Annotated in this window: 16 protein-coding genes; 7 read left to right on the plus strand and 9 right to left on the minus strand. The window is 40.9% G+C overall.

The features are described 5' to 3' along the window. Positions 1–184: 184 nt before the first annotated feature. The 3 genes from nrdF to nrdI are packed head-to-tail and all read right to left on the minus strand — an operon-like array spanning position 185 to position 3717. Positions 185–1165 carry a class 1b ribonucleoside-diphosphate reductase subunit beta gene (nrdF, locus tag ACTQ45_RS06825; protein WP_441753710.1) on the minus strand — a complete coding sequence of 327 codons (981 nt, stop codon included), beginning with the start codon at positions 1163–1165 and terminating at the stop codon, positions 185–187. A gap of 16 nt (positions 1166–1181) precedes the next feature. Continuing rightward, the gene (nrdE, locus tag ACTQ45_RS06830; RefSeq protein ID WP_441753712.1) at positions 1182–3359 is read right to left on the minus strand and encodes a class 1b ribonucleoside-diphosphate reductase subunit alpha; all 2178 of its coding nucleotides are present in this window, start codon (positions 3357–3359) and stop codon (positions 1182–1184) included. Continuing rightward, complete coding sequence (nrdI, locus tag ACTQ45_RS06835) at positions 3352–3717, minus strand: class Ib ribonucleoside-diphosphate reductase assembly flavoprotein NrdI (protein WP_441753713.1); 366 nt, start codon at positions 3715–3717, stop codon at positions 3352–3354. The genes nrdE and nrdI overlap by 8 nt, the downstream gene beginning before the upstream one ends. 1054 nt (positions 3718–4771) lie before the next feature. Between nrdI and ACTQ45_RS06840 the strand changes: the two genes are divergently transcribed. The 3 genes from ACTQ45_RS06840 to ACTQ45_RS06850 are packed head-to-tail and all read left to right on the plus strand — an operon-like array spanning position 4772 to position 7974. Beyond that, entirely contained in the window at positions 4772–5233 is a 462-nt protein-coding gene (locus ACTQ45_RS06840; protein WP_441763313.1) for a BlaI/MecI/CopY family transcriptional regulator, read from the plus strand. Positions 5234–5265: 32 nt separating this feature from the next. Continuing rightward, positions 5266–5475 carry a heavy-metal-associated domain-containing protein gene (locus tag ACTQ45_RS06845; protein WP_441753363.1) on the plus strand — a complete coding sequence of 70 codons (210 nt, stop codon included), beginning with the start codon at positions 5266–5268 and terminating at the stop codon, positions 5473–5475. A 21-nt stretch (positions 5476–5496) separates the two neighbouring features. Then, on the plus strand, positions 5497–7974 hold the full coding sequence (locus ACTQ45_RS06850) for a heavy metal translocating P-type ATPase (RefSeq protein ID WP_441763314.1): 2478 nt from the start codon (positions 5497–5499) through the stop codon (positions 7972–7974). Between the two features lie 118 nt (positions 7975–8092). Here ACTQ45_RS06850 and ACTQ45_RS06855 read toward each other — a convergent pair whose 3' ends face one another. The 4 genes from ACTQ45_RS06855 to ACTQ45_RS06870 form a co-directional block, all read right to left on the minus strand. Further along, a complete protein-coding gene (locus ACTQ45_RS06855) occupies positions 8093–8722 on the minus strand; it encodes an IS3 family transposase (protein WP_441763338.1) in 630 nt (209 codons plus the stop codon). Between the two features lie 520 nt (positions 8723–9242). Next, positions 9243–10082: an S-formylglutathione hydrolase gene (fghA, locus tag ACTQ45_RS06860; RefSeq protein ID WP_441763315.1), complete on the minus strand. Its 840-nt coding sequence runs from the start codon at positions 10080–10082 to the stop codon at positions 9243–9245. Position 10083: 1 nt separating this feature from the next. Continuing rightward, positions 10084–11202 carry an S-(hydroxymethyl)glutathione dehydrogenase/class III alcohol dehydrogenase gene (locus tag ACTQ45_RS06865; RefSeq protein ID WP_441763316.1) on the minus strand — a complete coding sequence of 373 codons (1119 nt, stop codon included), beginning with the start codon at positions 11200–11202 and terminating at the stop codon, positions 10084–10086. 216 nt (positions 11203–11418) lie between these two features. Further along, positions 11419–12291, minus strand: coding sequence for a DegV family protein (locus tag ACTQ45_RS06870; protein ID WP_441763317.1), 873 nt, complete (start codon positions 12289–12291; stop codon positions 11419–11421). A 514-nt stretch (positions 12292–12805) separates the two neighbouring features. Here ACTQ45_RS06870 and ACTQ45_RS06875 point away from each other — a divergent pair. From ACTQ45_RS06875 to ACTQ45_RS06885, 3 genes are read left to right on the plus strand one after another with little or no spacing between them, the layout of a single operon-like run. Next, positions 12806–13282 carry a nucleoside 2-deoxyribosyltransferase gene (locus ACTQ45_RS06875; protein ID WP_441763318.1) on the plus strand — a complete coding sequence of 159 codons (477 nt, stop codon included), beginning with the start codon at positions 12806–12808 and terminating at the stop codon, positions 13280–13282. A 30-nt stretch (positions 13283–13312) separates the two neighbouring features. After that, entirely contained in the window at positions 13313–14875 is a 1563-nt protein-coding gene (locus tag ACTQ45_RS06880; protein WP_441763339.1) for a Ppx/GppA phosphatase family protein, read from the plus strand. Positions 14876–14913: 38 nt separating this feature from the next. Next, positions 14914–17262: an RNA degradosome polyphosphate kinase gene (locus ACTQ45_RS06885; RefSeq protein ID WP_441753373.1), complete on the plus strand. Its 2349-nt coding sequence runs from the start codon at positions 14914–14916 to the stop codon at positions 17260–17262. A gap of 221 nt (positions 17263–17483) precedes the next feature. On the opposite strand, the gene ACTQ45_RS06890 is transcribed toward ACTQ45_RS06885, so the two are convergent. Both ACTQ45_RS06890 and ACTQ45_RS06895 read right to left on the minus strand, forming a co-directional pair. Then, positions 17484–17828, minus strand: coding sequence for an enoyl-CoA hydratase-related protein (locus tag ACTQ45_RS06890; RefSeq protein WP_441763319.1), 345 nt, complete (start codon positions 17826–17828; stop codon positions 17484–17486). Further along, positions 17825–18199: an enoyl-CoA hydratase/isomerase family protein gene (locus tag ACTQ45_RS06895; protein ID WP_441763320.1), complete on the minus strand. Its 375-nt coding sequence runs from the start codon at positions 18197–18199 to the stop codon at positions 17825–17827. The genes ACTQ45_RS06890 and ACTQ45_RS06895 overlap by 4 nt, the downstream gene beginning before the upstream one ends. A gap of 158 nt (positions 18200–18357) precedes the next feature. On the opposite strand from ACTQ45_RS06895, the gene ACTQ45_RS06900 reads away from it, so the two are divergent. After that, positions 18358–18828, plus strand: coding sequence for a VOC family protein (locus tag ACTQ45_RS06900; RefSeq protein WP_441753377.1), 471 nt, complete (start codon positions 18358–18360; stop codon positions 18826–18828). Positions 18829–18874: the final 46 nt, after the last annotated feature.

Below are 18874 nucleotides of genomic sequence, written 5' to 3' on the forward strand. Positions count from 1 at the left end.
TAAGAGTGAAGGTCACCTTTTGCTTTTAGGATTTTAGTGAAGAAAATTGGTGAGTCTCGTGGAATTGAAACAACGAACGTAAGGTTATGCATTGGTGACCGCGAGTCTTCCTTCGCCAGCTGACTGGCGGTCATATTTTGGCAAGAAAAAAAGCCCAGTGCTGGTTGAGCACTGAGCAATTTTATTATAGCCACCTAGTATAGTCGTCGTCTGACATGGCTTCGACCGCACCCAGTAAATAACCATTCCCCACTTGAGAGAAGAAGTCGTGGTTGCTGGTGCCGGTTGAAATTCCGTTCATCACGATTGGATCGACATCGTCAGCAGTATCAGGAAACAGTGGATCAAAGCCAAGGTTCTGCAAGGCCTTGTTCGCATTGTAGCGGATAAAGACTTTGACTTTTTCCGTCCAGCCAACGCCGTCATATAACATTTGAGTAAATTTGCTTTCATTCTGGTATAAGTCGAACAAGACTTCATACACCCAGTTTTTCAATTCTGCTTGCTCGTCTTCCGGCAGCTTGTCAAAGCCGATTTGGAATTTGTAGCCGATGTAAGTCCCATGGACCGACTCGTCACGAATGATTAACTTGATAATTTCAGCCACGTTAGGCAATTTATTATTACCTAAAAAGTACAAAGGCGCGAAGAAGCCTGAGTAGAATAGGAAGGATTCCAATAAAACGCTAGCTGCTTTGGCCTGCAAATCGCTTCCGTTTTGGTAAATGTCATTGATTTTTAAAGCCTTGTATTGAATCACTTCGTTAGTATTCGTCCAGTTAAAAATTTGTTCAATTTCGGCTTTAGTATTCAAGGTACTGAAGATCGATGAGTAACTTTTCGCGTGCACCGATTCCATAAATTGAATATTATTTAAAACCGCTTCTTCATGTTGTGTCCGCGTCGACAAGCGCAAGCGCTCAATCGCATCTTCGGATTGTAGCGTGTCTAGCAGCGTTAAACCGCCAAATACTTTCGCTAACATGTCTTTTTCAGCAGCCGTCAGTGTACGCCAGTCATCCAAGTCATTCGACAGAGGAATGCGCGTATCCAGCCAGAACTGCTCGGTCAACTTTTCCCAAGTCAACTTATCAATCATGTCCTCAATTTCGTTCCAGTTGATGGCATTATAGCCAGCCTTCGCTAAGGTCTTTTCTAAGCTCATTTTGACACCTCTTCTTTTAAATTGAACAACTTTCGCAAGCGTTACTGCCCACTTCATCGCCATCATCTGTGAAGGTACGGACATAATAAATTGATTTAATGCCCTTCTTCCAAGCGTAATGACGCAGTATATTCAGATCACGCGTCGTCATTTTATTCGTACGACCATCCTTCCATTCATACATGCCTTCTGGAATTTCCGAGCGCATGAATAATGTCAGCGACATTCCTTGATCAATATGCTTTTGTGCCGCCGCATAAACATCGATTACTTTTCGCATATCAATATCGTAAGCCGATTGATAATATTGAATCGTCTCATTCGACAATTGAGGCGCCGGATAGTAAGTTTTCCCAGTTTTCTTCTCTTGACGCTCCTCAATCAAACGCGTTATCGGATGTAGACTCGCACTCGTTTCATTGACGTAACTAATCGAACCTGTCGGCGCAATCGCCAATCGATTTTGATGATACAAGCCATTGGCTTGTACTTTTTCTTTCAAGTCGGCCCAATCTTCGGCCGTCGGCATCGCCACTTTCGCCATCACTTCAGCCACTTTCGGTGAAGTAATCACAAAGGGATTTTCAACATACTTGTCAAAATATGCCCCTGAAGCATAAGCTGAATTCTCAAAGTTGTTAAAACTCTGTCCTCTTTCTTGCGCTATTTTGTTACTAGCGAGTAGAGAGTAATAATTTAAGGCATAAAAGTAGGCTTCTGTTAGTTCAATCGATTCTGGTGAACCATAGTGCATTTGGTTGATCGCAAACAAGGTATGTAAGCCCATGCCACCTAAACCAATAGTATGGGCTTGGTCGTTACCATTCTTGACGGTCGGAACCGCATCAATACTTGAATGATCTGTCACGTAAGTCAAGCCGCGCACCGCTGTTTCAACAGAAGCCGCAAAATCTGGTGATTGAACCATATTAGGTATATTCGTTGAACCAAGGTTACAGCTAATATCGGTTCCTAAAACTTCATATTCTTGGGCATTATTCAGCAGTGAAGGCTCTTGGACTTGTAGAATTTCCGAACATAAGTTACTCATCGTAATTGTGCCGTCAATCGGATTTTCACGATTGGCCGTATCGATATTGATGATATAAGGATATCCCGACTCCTGTTGTAGCTTACTAATTTCATTTTCTAATTCGCGTGCAGATATCTTCGACTTGCGAATTTCAGGATTATTGACTAATTGATCGTATTCCTTGGTAATATCAACATAAGAAAATGGCTTGCCGTAAATACGCTCGACATCATAAGGACTGAATAAATACATCATCTCGTCTTTAGCAGCTAATTCATAAAACTTATCTGGCACCGTCAATCCTAGTGATAAAGTTTTCACACGTATTTTCTCATCCGCATTTTCTTTTTTAGTTGATAGGAAAGACACCACATCTGGGTGGAAAACGTTCAAGTAAACAGCGCCAGCACCGTTTCTTTGCCCCAGTTGATTAGAGTAGCTAAAACTATCTTCTAATAACTTCATAATCGGCACTACACCGCTTGATGCATTTTCAATCTTCTTGATTGGGTCACCAGCTGCACGAATATTCGATAAATTCACACCGACCCCGCCACCGATTCTTGACAGTTGTAGGGCGGAGTTAATCCCACGACCAATACTGTTCATATCATCAGTTAACTGAATTAAGAAGCAAGACACCAATTCACCACGTCGCTTACGGCCAGCATTTAAGAAAGTTGGTGTAGCTGGTTGATATCTTTGAGCAATCATCTCATCACGTAGACGGGTGGCTAATTGTGTATCGCCATCGGCTAAAAAGAGTGCCGTAAAGGCTATACGATCTTCATATCTTTCCAAGTAGCGTTTGCCGTCATTCGTTTTCAAGGCATATTGTGTATAAAATTTGAAAGCCGACATAAAGGATGTAAAACGAAAGCGCATGTCATAAGTGCTTGAAATCAAGTCTTTGATAAAGGTACGATTATATTTTTCAATAAAGTCGGATTCTAAGTAGTCTTGATCAATTAAGTAGCGAATCTTCTCGTCTAATGTGTAAAAGAATACCGTATTCGGATTGACGTGTTCTAAGAAGAAGGCACGCACTGCCTCGCGATCTTTATGTAAAGGAATCTGGTTATCAACCGGTCGGTTCAATTCATTGTTTAATTTAAAATAAGTAACTTCAGTTGCTTTAGTAGCAAGTACTGGTTTATCCAAGTTGTTCCACCTCTTTTTTTAATTGTTCAATATCATTTGGAGTTCCTTGAAACTCAAACAAATGGAGTAAAGGCACCTTGTAATCACGGCTGTAATCTTTAGCCGTAAAACAATACAATTTTCCAAAATTCAAATTACCACTGCCTGCAAAACCCTTCAGATAATTTCGATTAGCTCCTGTCTCCAGAAAATCTCCGATTATATCTGTCGCTTCGGTTTCATAGGTCGGCGCTACGAAAATGAAAGGCTCGTCAACTTCAGTAAAGGCATTGTCGAGCGTAATTTCCAGGCTTGGCCAGCCTAGTTTTTTAACAAACTTTCTCGTTTGACCCGTCAAAGACATAAACACAACTAACATTTTCACTTCGCCCCTTTAGAAATAACTCACTTAATAATGATAACAGATTCCTTTGACTAAGCAAGTAAATAAACGCACCATATAGTGCTAATACCACAATTGAAACCCAACATATTGTGGTCGCATCACTGTTCCGACTGCTTTTAAACATAAAATTCATTTTAACAACACATCATTTAGTGTTGGGTTTTAAAAAACAATTAGAAAAAACACTAGCCAATCCTTGTGACTATATGTCAATCATTAATGTACAGAATTAGGCTAGTTGATAGAGAATCTATTCAAGATTAAGTTATTAGTTTCTTTGATAGTATGACACTAACCATGGGACACAATTGATCGAATGAATCATATGACTCATGTGACTCATGTGTTCAGTTTAATTAGCCCATTCAAGATTTGAGTGGGACAATTAAAACTTTAACGTGACCACTCTAACTCCGAGTGGAACAATTAGAATTAAGTTTAGTAAAATCAGCCGAAAATAGTCCGATTTCGGCGGATTTTGTTCAGGTTGCTGACTGATAATACACCTATTAGGTGATCTTTTAGTTTTAATTGTCCCACTCGAGATTTGAGTGGGACAATTAAAACTTTAACGTGACCACTCTAACTCCGAGTGGAACAATTAGAATTAAGTTTAGTAAAATCAGCCGAAAATGATCCAATTTCGCCGGATTTTGTTCAGGTTGCTGACTGATAATACACCTATTAGGTGATCTTTTAGTTTTAATTGTCCCACTCGAGATTTGAGTGGGACAATTAAAACTTTAACGTGATCACTCAAACTCCGAGTGGAACAATTAGAATTAAATTCGAGGAAAGATTATCCAAGGTACCTTTTATAAATGGCTATCAGCGGTTTGTCAGAGTTCTTTCAGGGGTTCTTCTTGATGCATTCGTCAGCGTGGGAGGTGGAGAATGTTGGGGGATTTGTATGGTTTGTTAGAAGATTGGCGACTTATTGTAGGAAAAGGGCTTGCTTTTTATGGGTTACAGGTGTAAACTATAAATGTATCGAGGTTACAACTGTAACCCAGAGGGAGGTTTTGAGATGTCGGTTGAATTAAAGCAGCTTGCGATTAGTGCGGCTGAGTGGGAAATCATGCGAGTCGTATGGGCCGAGGGCGCGGTGACGAGTCGTCAGGTTATTGATACGATGTTGGGGCTTTCTGATTGGAAGGAAGGCACCATCAAGTCGATGTTGAATCGTTTGACGAAAAAAGGTGTGTTGACTCAGGATACGACCGTGACGCCCTTCTTGTATTCGAGTTCGATTTCTTTAGAGGATGCAACTTTGGCGCGGACTGATGAGATTATGGTCAATACCTGTAATTTGGATCGTGCGGATATTGTGCAGCATTTGTTGGATAGCAATACGTTTTCGCAGGCTCAGATTCTTGGTTTGTTGGAGACTTTGCAGGATAAATTGAAGACGGCGCCGGAGAAGATTAAGTGTGATTGTGCGCCTGGTCAGTGTCAGTGTCATTCGCAGGGTCACGGACAATATGCGTAAGTAGAATTTTAAATTGAAAGAAGGAATAACTAATGAAAAAAGAATTGTATACAGTTGAAGGGATGAGTTGTCAAGGGTGCGCCAATGCGGTTACTCGTGTATTAAATGATGTGGTAGGCGTTGAGTCGGCGACGGTTGATTTAGACAAACAATCGGCAGAGGTGGTGTATGATGAAGCAGCCACTAATTTTGAAGGGATTCGTTCGGTTGTCGATGAAGCAGGCTATCGTTTAGTAAAATAATTTAGAAAGGGAGTGGACGTTTTGGCTAAAGTAAGCTATGCCGTCGAAGGCATGACCTGTGCTTCGTGTGCGGCCAATGTGGAAAGAAGTTTGAATAGGACTGAGGGTGTTGAGGAAGCGTCAGTCAATTTAGCAACCGAGAAAGCACAAGTGTCCTTTGATGATACTTTATTGTCGGTGGCTGATTTACAAGCAGTCGTTAAAAAAGCCGGCTATCAGTTGATTATTGAACATGATGCGGCGGCTTTAAGTCATGACCGCTTGCATCAGAACTTCTCGATTGATGGGATGACTTGTGCGTCATGTGCGGCCAATGTTGAAAAAGCGGTGGCTAAGTTACCAGCAGTCAAACAAGCTGGAGTCAATTTGGCAACTGAAACGTTGAGTGTTGATTGGAGTGAATCAGCAGATGCACAGTCAGTGTTTGATGCTGTGAAAAAGGCAGGCTATCAAGCGTCGCTGTCTTTATCAGCCCAAGAACAATATGAGATTGATCAAGCTAAAAAAGAGACTCGTTTAAAAGAGATGCGTCAACGCGTGATTTGGATGGCAGTCTTTACGATTCCACTCTTTATTCTAACGATGGGCCCGATGATTGGGCTGCCTGTGCCGGCTTTGATTGATGCACATCATCAACCAGGCATTAACGCGCTCCTCCAGTTAGCCTTAACGCTACCGGTTGTGTGGTTGGCACGTGCGATGTATCAACGTGGCTTCAAGCTCTTATTCGGGGGACATCCTAATATGGATTCTCTCGTTGCGGTCGGGACAACGGCCGCTTTTGTTCAAGGTTTAGTGATGACTTTCTTATTAGTGACCCAACGTTACATTCCAGTTGGTCATCCTGATTTATATTTCGAATCAGCAGCAGTGATTTTAACTTTAATGAATGTCGGTAGTTACTTGGAAGAACGTGCTAAAGGTCAAACGTCGGCAGCAATTAAAGCCTTGATGGATTTAACACCAAGCCAAGCGCGCCGTGTTAAGGAAGACGGATCTGTTGAATTGGTCGCTGTTGAGATGATTCAAGTCGGCGATTTAATCCAAGTACGTCCTGGGGAAAGTTTGCCGGTCGATGGTGAGATTACACAGGGGCATTCAAATATTGATGAGTCGATGTTAACTGGGGAAAGTTTACCCGTTGAAAAAACGGTCGGCGATTCGGTGACGGGTGCGAGTATTAATAAGACAGGTGCTTTTACTTACCAAGTGACGAAAATTGGTCAAGATACGATGTTGTCGCAAATTGTCCGAATGGTTCAAGAAGCACAAGGAACCAAGGCGCCGATTGCGAAGATGGCTGATGTGATTTCAGGTTACTTCGTGCCGATTGTGATGGGCTTGGCGATTGTGTCTGGTTTGTTCTGGTACTTCGTGATGGGTCAGCCGATTGAATTTGCGCTGACAATTTTCATCAGTATTCTGATTATTGCCTGTCCATGTGCTTTGGGCTTGGCGACTCCGACAGCGATTATGGTCGGGACCGGTAATGGTGCGCAAAAAGGGATTTTAATTAAAAGTGGAACGGCTTTAGAAGGCATTCACCACGCTAATGCGGTCTTGTTGGATAAAACCGGGACGATTACGGAAGGTCAACCGACTGTAACCGACTTTGTGTTAGCCGATGGTCAAGACGATGCTCAATTATTAGCATGGATTGCGGCGGCTGAATCTGCTTCGGAACATCCATTAGGTGAAGCGATTGTCCGTTACGCGACCGAGGAGAAAGGTCTGACCTTACCCGAGGTAGATTACTTTAACAGTATCACCGGTCAAGGGATTGAAGCCAAAATCGATACTCATACTATCAAAATAGGAAACCAAAGACTGATGGCTGACTTGCCGGAAAATAAAGAATTAATGCTAGCAGCGGACCGTCTAGCCAATGAGGCGAAAACACCGATGTTTATTGCAGTTGATGATCAATTAGCTGGTGTCATTTCGGTGTCCGATCCAGTTAAATCAGAAAGTGCCGAAGCGATTAAACAAATGCAGAAGATGGGCTTAGAAGTCATTATGATTACTGGTGATAATCGCAAGACAGCTGAGAAGATTGGCGAATTAGTTGGTGTCAGCCGTGTCATGAGTGAGGTTCTGCCGGAAGATAAGGCTGATATGGTCAAGAAACTACAAGCAGAAGGCAAGCATGTCATTATGGTTGGTGATGGGATTAATGATGCGCCTGCTCTAGCCCAAGCCGATATTGGGATGGCCATTGGTTCTGGAACAGACATTGCGATTGAATCGGCTGATACAGTCTTGATGAAAAACCAATTGACCGATGTGGTGGAAGCCATTAACTTGAGTCATGCAACAATTCGCAACATTAAGCAAAATTTGTTCTGGGCCTTTGGGTATAATGTGATTGGAATTCCAATCGCCATGGGTGTGCTTCATTTATTTGGTGGCCCACTACTTAGTCCAATGTTCGCAGCGGTCGCGATGAGTTTAAGTTCGGTTTCTGTTTTACTGAACGCTTTACGTTTGAGAAACCGCTAATCTTTATAGAAAAAAAGAGCCCCCGAAAACTAGTGCATGAACTGCTCCCTGTCAAGTAGACAGATAAATAAACAAAATATTTGTGCCATGTATGATAAGACATCATACATGGTATTTTTTATGCTGGTATCTTTAACCCCATGCTCAGTGTAACTCGCTTGGTGTTGTAAAAGTCAATATAATCTTTGATATCAGACTCTAACTGTTCAAAAGTCTCATAATCATTCAAACGATACCTTTCATCTTTGAGCGTCCAAAAGAAACCCTCCATTGGACCGTTATCAATACATTTACCCGCTCTCGACATACTCTGAATAACTTGATGTTCATCCGCGAAATGTTTGAAGCTGTGTGACGGATATTGAAAGCCACGATTACTATGGATGAGTGTTTTAGTTGGTTTAATTCTATCCTCAATTTGACTGACTGACTCTCGAACTAATTCATTATTATTATGTTTAGAGAGTTTGAATGTCACAATTTTCTTTTCGCCATAATCTAGGATGACACTTAGATAAACTTTTGCTTGAGTCCCGTACTTAAACTCTGTGACATCTGTTAATAGGACTTCCATCGGCTGATAGTCCTTTGGGTATTCTCTGTTCAGTATGTTTTCAGCCACATGGGATGGAGAATGAGGCTTATAATTGTAACGTTTGCGAGAGATGACAACTTTTAATCCCAATAGATGCATCAATCGTTGAATACATTTAAGGTTGACTTTAGCGTTAAGAAAATGACCTCTAATTAGACGTCAAGAAACAACCACATGGGGTTAGAATTCTATAAAGTGTACTCTATAGAATAGAGTTTTTGTGACAAGGCCCTTCGATAAAATGAACCATCCTAAAAAAGAGTGTCAAAAACTATGGACAGTTAGCCAAAAGGGTCACTTTTTTCTAGATATCTCTAAAAAAACACTATTTTTTAAGCAAACAGACACAAAAGCTCGACTCAAAGCAAAACATAGCGAAAGTACAATGTGAAACAAGACACCCTATTTAGTGAAGAGCAAATTAATCAGATTAAACTGGCACCCTATCGTTTAACTAAAGATAGCTCATATGGGAATTACGTCGCACTTATGTCATGATCGTTATGGCTCTACTGCATGTGGCTCAATTATTAGTATCTTCCTTAGATTGATTTATCGCTTCATAGCTAAAGTATCCTCATCGCTTGGCGGGCAATAAAAAAAGGCAATCTGTAAAATCTACAGATTGCCGTTGGGCTTGCCTATGACAGTATCAGTTAGCAAGATGTTTTTATTATTTGTTCAACGCTTTTGAGTGGAAGTCGATATGTTCGCCAATGAAGGTCGCAATCGTGAAATAGCTATGGTCATAACCTTTTTCCAATTGGTAGCGAACGTCGTGTCCTGTCGCTGCTTCTAGGAAAGCTGTTTCTTGTAACTGCACTTCATAGAAATTATCTGCGTCTCCTTGAGTAATTAGAATTGGCGGAACTTGTTTGGCTTCTTTAATCAAATAGGTCGCATCCCAAGTTTTCCAGCTGCTCTCGTCTGAACCTAAATAAGCTGTGAACGCTTTTTGACCCCAAGGCACTTGACTTGGATTAGAGATCGGCGCGAAAGCTGAAATGGCTTCAAAACGTTGCGGATTCTTCAAGCCAATCACAAGTGCGCCATGACCACCCATTGAATGCCCCATGATACTTTCTTTACCAGAATAGTTTCCTATTAAGTCGTAAACTATTTGCGGAAGTTCTTCTGTTAAATAAGTGTACATTTGATAGTGCTCTACCCAAGGTTCTTGATTAGCGTCAACATAAAAACTAGCGCCGGTTCCTAAATCCCAAGCATCACTATCCGCAACATTGTCACCGCGCGGTGATGTGTCGGGAATGACAACTGCCACTTCATGTTTGGCAGCATATTGTTGGAAGCCACTTTTCTGACTAAAGTTGTCATCGGTACAAGTTAAGCCTGATAGCCACCAAATTAATGATAGTTCTTTAGCTTCGTCTTGAACTACTTCTGGTAAATATAGACTAAAAATCATATCAACATTCAACGCTTTAGAAAAATGGCGGTACTTACGTAGCTCGCCACCAAAAGAACGATGTGTTTCAATTAATTCTACAGACATTTTATTTCCCTCCATATGTTAAAACAGTACGAATTGACTCTCCTTTATGCAATAAATCAAAGGCTTCGTTGATTTCAGTAAAGTCTAAGCGGTGTGTAATGAATGAATCTAAGTCAAGCTCGCCATTCATGAAGTCTTCCACCATACCAGGTAATTCTGTACGGCCTTTCACACCACCAAAAGCTGAACCGCGCCATACACGGCCCGTTACCAATTGGAATGGACGCGTGTGAATTTCTTTACCTGCACCGGCAACACCTAGAATAATACTTTCACCCCAGCCCTTGTGACAACATTCGAGAGCCGATTTCATCACTTCAACGTTTCCAATACATTCAAAACTATAATCCACTCCACCATCTGTCATTTCAACAATTACCTCTTGGATCGGACGATCTAAATCAGCCGGGTTAAGGAAATCAGTTGCACCCATTTTCTTCGCTAATTCCCATTTGTCAGGATTTAAGTCAACCGCGATAATGCGTTTTGCGTTTGCTTTTTTTAGTCCTTGGATAACCGCTAACCCAATCGCTCCTAAACCGAAGACCGCAGTCACCGCGTCCTCTTCAACTTTGGCTGTGTTTTTAACCGCACCTAAACCAGTCGTTACACCACAGCCTAAAAGACACACTTTATCTAAAGGTGCTTCTTCATCCACTTTAACTAAGTTAATTTCATTCACGACCGTGTATTCACTAAAAGTACTTGTCCCCATGTAATGATAAATCGGCTCGCCCTTGTAAGAAAAACGCGTCGTGCCATCTGGCATCAAACCTTTCCCTTGTGTTTCGCGAACTGCACTACATAGGTTTGTTTTACCTGATAAACAGAATTTACACTGGCGACACTCAGCCGTATACAAGGGAATCACGTGATCGCCCGCTGTAACAGATGTAACGTTTTTACCGACGGATAGCACAACTCCTCCACCTTCATGCCCGAGAACTGCTGGGAAAACTCCTTCTGGATCATCACCAGATAATGTGAAGGCGTCAGTATGACAAACTGACGTGTACAACATTTTGATAAGTACTTCGTTGTCTTTCGGTTCTGCTACATCGATTTCCACAATTTTCAGTGGCTCATTGGGTCCAAATGCTACTGCTGCTCTACTTTTCATCTAAAAACCTCTTTCTTGTTAAAGTGTTCTGTTCTCATTGTACACTTTTAAATTTTTTCTCGCTTGCTTCGGGTGTTTTAGTAGATGGGGTGCCGGTTCTTTTATATCATATATGATGGCACTTTACCCATTGCTTTATCAAGTTTACAATAAAAAATCCGGTTCCTTTTGATGATTTCATTCATCAAAGGACCGGCTTTTCTATTTAATGTATATTTAAGCTTTGGCTTTTTCCATAAAGAACATCGATACGCCACCCAAGCCGACGTGTGTTCCAACAGCGACACCCATCTGCATAATATGAATAATCCCTTTGAAATTCGCTTGTGTTTCAAGGCGTTCTTTTAATTGCTGAGCAATTTCGACATTAGAGGAATAGCCGATAATAATAAAATTGTTCATATCTGCTTGATTACGGCTGATAAACTCATCAACATAATATTTGAGAGCCTTATTAAGTCCCCTAACTTTCGCAACGATGGCACCCTTGCCTTGTTTCATCGACATAATAGGCTTTACTTGTAAGATACTGCCTACAAATGCACCTGTATTTGAGATACGTCCACTTTTAATAAGGTTTTTTAAATCGTCCACACATAATAAATGTTTGACGCGCTTCTTGTGAGTTTCGTTAAAATCGATTAACGCTTCGAATGTAAAGCCCTCTTCTAACAACTGAGCCGATTTTAAAATCAGCCAACCACTTCCATGACTCATCGACGCCGAATCAACCACGTGAATCTTCACATTTGAATCGGGATATTGTTCTTCAAACATATTCTTTGCTAAAACAGCTGACTGATAAGAACCACTTGTGCCACTCGACATACAGATGCATAAAAATTCAGTATAGCCCTCTGCCATCGCATCATCAACAATATTTAAATACGCTTCAGGACTTGGCATTGCGGTCGTTGGTAACTGCGATAACGTCGGAAGAAATTCGAAGAATTCATCTGAAGATAAGTCTATTTTATCACGGTAAGTCTTGCCATTAATATCAATTTTTAAAGGTGCTATACCGATATTGTACTGTTCCAAAATTTCCTGAGATAAGTCACAGGTTGAATCTGCCATAATTTTAATCATATTTAATCTCCTAATAAACAAACCAATCTTCACTCACAAAAATTAGCCTATATTCTAATGATAATAAAAGCATTTTAAATTTCTCCACCAGTCACTATATCTCACATTGGCGATTAACGCTTGAACTCAAATTATAGACAATTCATATAGATTGTGCAATAAGAAAAGCGTTTACCTTGCCTACTTTCTCGCATGACTGGCTAGTTAATGTCCCCCGTTTTCTGCTTGTTTTTATTCAAACTAATCGTAGAGCTTGGTACTTTTAAGAGACGTGTCGTTGGAAGTTCAGTATTTCTGGGTGTTTTTTTAATAAGGAAACCATCTTTGCTTGTTACTTTTACAGACAGAGCAGCTTTCCTTAGACAAGAATGTGGTGGGCTGATGACTGGGTGTTCGCCTTTATTGGGGAAGCTTATTTTTAAATCTGTGATTTTATAGGGGCTTGTGATTGTATCAGCTTGGTTGCTTCGATATAATTAAATTAGATTGAGATTTGATGAAGGGGAGTTTTAGGATGGCTAAGTTATATTTCGCGGCATCTTTGTTTAATGAGATGGAGTTGGCCTTTAATGCGTTGTTGGCGGGGCGTATGCGTGAGGAGTTGCCTGGTTTAGAGGTGTTTTTGCCTCAGGAGCAAGGGGAGATTAATGATAAGAATGCGTATGCGGATTCTAAGATGATTGCGAAGTTGGATACTGAGGCGATTCTTAAGAGTGATGTCTTGTTTGCGGTGTTGGATGGTCAGGTGATTGATCCTGGTGTGGCTTCAGAGATTGGGGTGGCTTATCAAGCTGGGATTCCGATTGTGGCTTTGTATTCTGATACGCGTCAGCAAGGTGGGGCTCATCCTGAGAAATTGGCGGCTTTACAGGTTTTGGCTGAGTCACAATTTAGTTATGTCAATTTATATACAGTTGGTTTAGTCAAATTGAATGGTAAGGTGGTTGCGTCGTCGTCTGAGGCGATTGAGGCGATTAAACAATATATCTAATATTCTGAAACTTTGAGGAGTTGGCGAGTGATGTATCAAGAAAAATTAGCGATTGTGGATATTGGATCGAATACGGTCCGTTTAGTGATTTATGGGATTGATTACGATTATTATTTAACCGAATTGATTAATATTAAGACGCCTGCTCGTTTGTCACAACATTTAACATTAGTGGATGGCGAGAAGATGATGGATCAAGCGGGGATTGATAAGTTGGTTCGCGCTTTAGAGAGTTTTCGTTTGGTGACGGATGAGCATCATGTCGATACGATTAAGCCTTTGGCGACGGCGGCGATTCGTCAGTCAGTCAATCAAGAGGATATTCTAGCTCAAGTGTTCGACCGGATGGGTTGGCAAATAGAGATTGTGCCAGAAGTGGCTGAAGCATCTTATGGCCAGTATGCGATTATGCATTCAACGTCTTATAAAGATGCGATTACGATTGATATCGGTGGCGGTAGTTGTGAGGTTACTTTATTTGAAGACAAACAGATGAAGGAATACTTCAGTTTCCCATTTGGGACGGTGTCTTTGAAGGAGCAGTTTTTTGCCGGTAAGGAGCATAATGACAAAGAAGCCATGCAGGAATTGTCGAAATTTGTCAGCAAGCAGTTCAAGCAGTTTGCTTGGCTTAAAAAAGCAAAACTGCCTATTGTAGCAGTGGGTGGCTCGGCGCGTAACGTGACCTTGGTCCATCAGCGGGCGACGAATTATCCAATTGCAGGGGTTCATGGTTATCATTTGTCTTTAGATAATTTAGAGTATACGCTAGATTTATTTACTTCAACTTCTTTAGATAAAATGAGTGACATTGATGGCTTGAGTTCGGACCGAGTGGATATTATTATCCCAGCTAACTTAGTGTTTATTGAATTATTCAACGCAGTCAAGGCCTCGACTTTCGCGATTTCGATGCAAGGTCTACGTGAAGGGATTGCCTTGAGTTATATTAATACGACTTACAATTCGCCACTTGATACAGAATTAATTAAGGCGCGTGCCATTCGTCAAGCGATTCATTTATTCCCGATTCATTTGGACGGTGCCCAATTAAGGGTCAATACGTGTTTGGATTTATACAAGCAGATGTGTGATTTAGAGCAGTTTGAGTATTCCTATCAGACTCAAGAGATGTTGGAATTTTCGACTTACCTGTATATGTTCGGTTCCTTTATTAGTGCAGAAGCCGAGTCGCAACATACCTTTTACTTACTATCAAACATGAATCTGTTCGGCTTTTCGCATATCGAACGTTTACGTTTGGCTTTACTGAGTAGTTACCGAAACCGCTCATTATTTAATCAGTATCTTGAGGATTTTGACGGTTGGTTCAGTGAGTCGACTCAAATAGAATTACAGAAATTAGGTGGTGTGATTAAATTCTGCCAAGCTTTAAATGATTCGCAGACGGCACCCATTCACACTCTAAATCTATCCCGTGAAACGGATGGCAATTTCACCTTAACGATTGAACATCACGGTCCAATTGTGGCTGAAAAATATCGGACTAATCGTCATATCAAACATTTAGAGCGTGCCTTGGATGGCAAATTATCGCTCAACTACCGTGATATTGCATCACAAGAAGCATAAGTTATATCATTTGCGATGTGCTGGAAGGAGTTTTTAGGATGATGAATGAATCGAAAAGGCCGCCTACTTCGAGTGACCAGAGTCTCGACTCGCAGCGAAGCATTGAGCCTAATGAGCAAACTAGATTGACCCCATTGCCTGTTGACGAATTCAATCAGGCGGCTAATTTTTTTAACCGTGAGTTAAGCTGGTTGGATTTCAATAAGCGCGTGATTGAAGAAGCTTATGATAATGAAAACCCCTTTTTAGAGCAGCTCAATTTCCTTGCGATTGGCAGTTCTAACTTAGATGAGTTTTTCATGGTCAGAGTAGCGGGCGTCTACGATCAATATTTAGCAAACATTGAGATTTCAGAAACGAAAACTTATATGTCCCCATTAGAATTGCTTTCTGCTATTAGTGAAAAGAACCATCAGATTGTGGCTAGGCAGTATGAGCGCTATCAAGAATTAGCACGGATGTTACCAAAAGTTCAGTGTACGATTAAACGAATCTCGCAACTGAATCAAGACGAATTGGCAGAAGTGGCGCGTATTTTTGAGCAATTAATTATGCCGACACTCTCACCTTTGGGGATTGATGCTTACCGCCCTTTCCCGCATTTAACGAATAAGTTATTGAATATTCTGGTCCGCTTAGAAAAAGATGGGCAAAGCAATGTGGCCATTGTGCCTATTCCAGCCCTCTTAAATCGCTACTTTACGATCGATGCTGGCGTTAAGAAAACGATTATTATGATTGAAGATATCATCAGTCATTTCATCCAAAGGCTCTTTGAAGGTCAAACGATTAGCTATACGTACCCTTTTAGAATTACGCGTAATGCTGACTTCGATATTATTGAAGATGGCGCATCGGATTTACTAGAAGTGATTGAAGATTATGTCAAAAAACGTAAAAACGGCATGGCAGTTCGCGTCGAAGTGGACACGTCCCAATTAGATGATTTTTCAGAAAAACAAGTCCAGTATTTATTGAATGCACTGGATTTACATATTAATGATGTCTATCAAATCAAAGGGCCACTCGATTTAACTTTCTTATTTAGTTTACGCGATGAAATCGGGGATGGATTTTCTGAGTTGATGTATCAACCTTATGACAGCTATCTAAATCCTGCCCACCTTGGTGAGAGTTTATTTACCCAAGCCAAAAAAGGTGATTTATACTTTCACCATCCCTATGACTCTTTCCAACCGATTGTGTCTTTAGTGGAACACGCAGCGAGTGATCACCAGACGATTTCTATTAAACAAACACTTTATCGTGTGTCTAAAAACTCGCCAATCATTGCGGCTTTGAAAAAGGCAGCGGAAAATGGCAAAGAAGTCACGGTTCTAGTCGAATTAAAGGCGCGTTTCGATGAGGAAAACAATGTCTTCTGGGCGCGTGAATTAGAAGAAGCGGGTTGTCATGTTTTATACGGGGTAACGGATTTAAAAACCCACAGTAAAATCACCTTGATTACTCGGCGTGAAGAGGAGCATATGCAACAATATGTTCATTTAGGAACTGGTAACTATAATGATAAAACGGCCAATTTGTACACTGATATGGGGATTATTACGACCCATGAAGGGATTGCAGCGGATGCCACTAATTTCTTTAATTATTTGAGTGGTTACACTGAACGCCCTGTCTATAAGCATTTACATGTCTCACCCTTTGCGATTCGAGATTCTTTGATGGATTATATCGAGGAGGAAATTGAGTTTCATAAGAAGTATGGTAATGGTCGCATCATTGCTAAAATGAACTCTTTGACTGATAAAGAATTAATCAAAAAACTGTATGAAGCCAGTCATGCGGGTGTGAAAATCGATTTAATCGTGCGTGGTATTTGTTGCTTGAAACCTGGAATTAAAGGCATTTCAGAAACAATTCACGTCAGAAGTATCGTTGCCCGTTTGCTAGAACATTCACGAATTTACTTCTTCCATCGTAATGGCAATCATCATTTATTCTTGTCATCGGCGGACATGATGACTCGCAATATGACCAAACGAGTAGAAATTGAGTTCCCTATTCTCGACAACACAATCGAACAAGAAATCTTTAATTATTTAGAGTTGCAATTGTCAGACACTTTAAAAGCTCAAATCTTGCAAAATAATGGTGACTATATTCAACCTGATAAGTCCCAGCAGCGCATCAACAGTCAAAATGTCCTAATCAAACGTGCCCAAATGGAGAGCGACGCATTGAAAATAGCCTTAAAAAAGGCTGAACTCGGTCAAGAAATTGCTAATGAGGCAGAACTACTTAATCAAGTAATTCAAGTTTCTGATGAGTCGTCTACTCAGTCCACTAAGCCAGAGGTACCCCCGCTGGCTGTTGAGTCACATTCCTGGTGGCTAAAATTGCTACGTTTGTTAGGTTTCAAATAATTATCAGAGTCATTACAGCTATAGAAAAGTCTTGCAACGTTCACTTTATTTAGTGAGTATCGCGAGACTTTTCTTATTTGATGGACTTGAGCATTGGGAATATTTGGAAGCAGACACGTATAAGAAGATAGCACACAACTTAAAGAGAAACAGCCGGATCTTCGTAACGTTTAATGAATACTTAGTGTTCTAAAAAATATTGTACAACGCTATGTCCACTTTTAGTTGTTTGAAAAGTTAGGTTTTCTTTTGGCAATGAAAGCATCTGTACCTTCGATAAATTGGTCAGACAACACGGCTTGGCTTTGAGCAACTGTTTCTTCCTTAAGATACCTTTCTAGTTCTGAGTAGTTGGCCGTATAGTTCAATGCTTTTAGGTCGCGGTAAGCTACGAGGCCAAGTTCGAGCGCTTCGTCGGTTGTCACTGAACGACCTGTGATACTTAGTTTTAGCTCGCGGCTACTCTCGATAGCTTTGGAAAGCAAGTATAAAATCCCACCATCTGACACTAAGCCCACGCTAACGAAGGTCGTCAGAAACTTTGCATTATCTGCCACAATAATCATATCATATCAGAGGCTAAGGCCAAACTGAAGCCTGCTCCTGCAGGGGCACTGTTAACTGAACTAATGACAATTTTCGTCATTTTTTTAATGTAAAGGATGACATCAGCGACGGCCTCTACCAGTTCTTTTAAGGTATCAGCGTCTTGTGCTTTCGCTTGTTTATTCAAGCTGACTAAATCGCCACCCGCACTAAATTTGCCGGTACTGTTAATGACGATCACTTGTGTGCCTGGGTCGGCTTCTGCTTCAATCAAAGCTGCGAGTAAATCGCTCACAATACCTAAACCCATTGCGTTTAAATTTGCTGGAGAATCGAGAGATAAGTAACTGATATGTCCTTCTTTTGTTACCTTTACCAATTGTTTGCTCATGCTTTTCTTTTCTAAAATCCAATCATTTCACTCACTTTAGTTTATCACTCTGGTCCGTCTTTGTCCGCAAAAGGCTCCTGTTTAGTTAGATGTCCTAAATGTCAGAAGTCTTTAAATCTTCTAACTAATTAAATAAATCGGTAAAGGGGTATATTCAAATGCAAGAAGAAAGGAGTTTTATTATGACAACCGGACTCATTCATCACATTCAATTATACGTTTCAAACTTGGAGTGTTTCTTGACCATCTGGTCTTGGTTATTGGAAGCTCTTGGTTACCAGATTTACCAAAGTTGGGATCAAGGTAAAAGTTGGAAGTCCGGGGATACTTACCTGGTATTTGTCCAAGCAGATGAAGCTTTTAAAGAGACACCTTTCCATCCTCGTGCCGTTGGCTTAAATCATTTAGCCTTTCATGCAACTTCGCACCAACAAGTTGATGATTTTACACAATCATTACGCGAAAGAGGCGTACGGATTTTATATGAGCCTCGCCATCCTTTTGCTGGTGGGCCGAATCATTACGCTGTCTTCTTCGAAGATTCAGATCGCATAAAAGTGGATTTGCTTGCTCCAAGCGGTCGCGAGACTTTAAAAAGCGGAGACTTAGGAGACTGTCGGGAAAGTTGAGGCGGGGATTTGGTTTAGTTAAGTGAGTGACTTATTTTTCCTAAAT

Origin of the sequence: Fundicoccus sp. Sow4_D5, from assembly GCF_052116365.1 — a bacterium.
Taxonomy (GTDB): Bacteria; Bacillota; Bacilli; order Lactobacillales; family Aerococcaceae; genus Fundicoccus.

Bases quoted from the DNA above. Each gene is read 5' to 3' on its own strand.
- ACTQ45_RS06875 (WP_441763318.1), top strand. From the start codon at position 12,806: ATGGCTAAGTTATATTTCGCGGCATCTTTGTTTAATGAGATGGAGTTG.
- ACTQ45_RS06845 (WP_441753363.1), top strand. From the start codon at position 5,266: ATGAAAAAAGAATTGTATACAGTTGAAGGGATGAGTTGTCAAGGGTGC.
- ACTQ45_RS06885 (WP_441753373.1), top strand. From the start codon at position 14,914: ATGATGAATGAATCGAAAAGGCCGCCTACTTCGAGTGACCAGAGTCTC.
- ACTQ45_RS06865 (WP_441763316.1), bottom strand. From the start codon at position 11,202: ATGAAAAGTAGAGCAGCAGTAGCATTTGGACCCAATGAGCCACTGAAA.
- fghA (WP_441763315.1), bottom strand. From the start codon at position 10,082: ATGTCTGTAGAATTAATTGAAACACATCGTTCTTTTGGTGGCGAGCTA.
- ACTQ45_RS06900 (WP_441753377.1), top strand. From the start codon at position 18,358: ATGCAAGAAGAAAGGAGTTTTATTATGACAACCGGACTCATTCATCAC.
- ACTQ45_RS06840 (WP_441763313.1), top strand. From the start codon at position 4,772: ATGTCGGTTGAATTAAAGCAGCTTGCGATTAGTGCGGCTGAGTGGGAA.
- ACTQ45_RS06880 (WP_441763339.1), top strand. From the start codon at position 13,313: ATGTATCAAGAAAAATTAGCGATTGTGGATATTGGATCGAATACGGTC.
- ACTQ45_RS06895 (WP_441763320.1), bottom strand. From the start codon at position 18,199: ATGAGCAAACAATTGGTAAAGGTAACAAAAGAAGGACATATCAGTTAC.
- nrdF (WP_441753710.1), bottom strand. From the start codon at position 1,165: ATGAGCTTAGAAAAGACCTTAGCGAAGGCTGGCTATAATGCCATCAAC.
- ACTQ45_RS06870 (WP_441763317.1), bottom strand. From the start codon at position 12,291: ATGATTAAAATTATGGCAGATTCAACCTGTGACTTATCTCAGGAAATT.
- nrdI (WP_441753713.1), bottom strand. From the start codon at position 3,717: ATGTTAGTTGTGTTTATGTCTTTGACGGGTCAAACGAGAAAGTTTGTT.
- ACTQ45_RS06890 (WP_441763319.1), bottom strand. From the start codon at position 17,828: ATGATTATTGTGGCAGATAATGCAAAGTTTCTGACGACCTTCGTTAGC.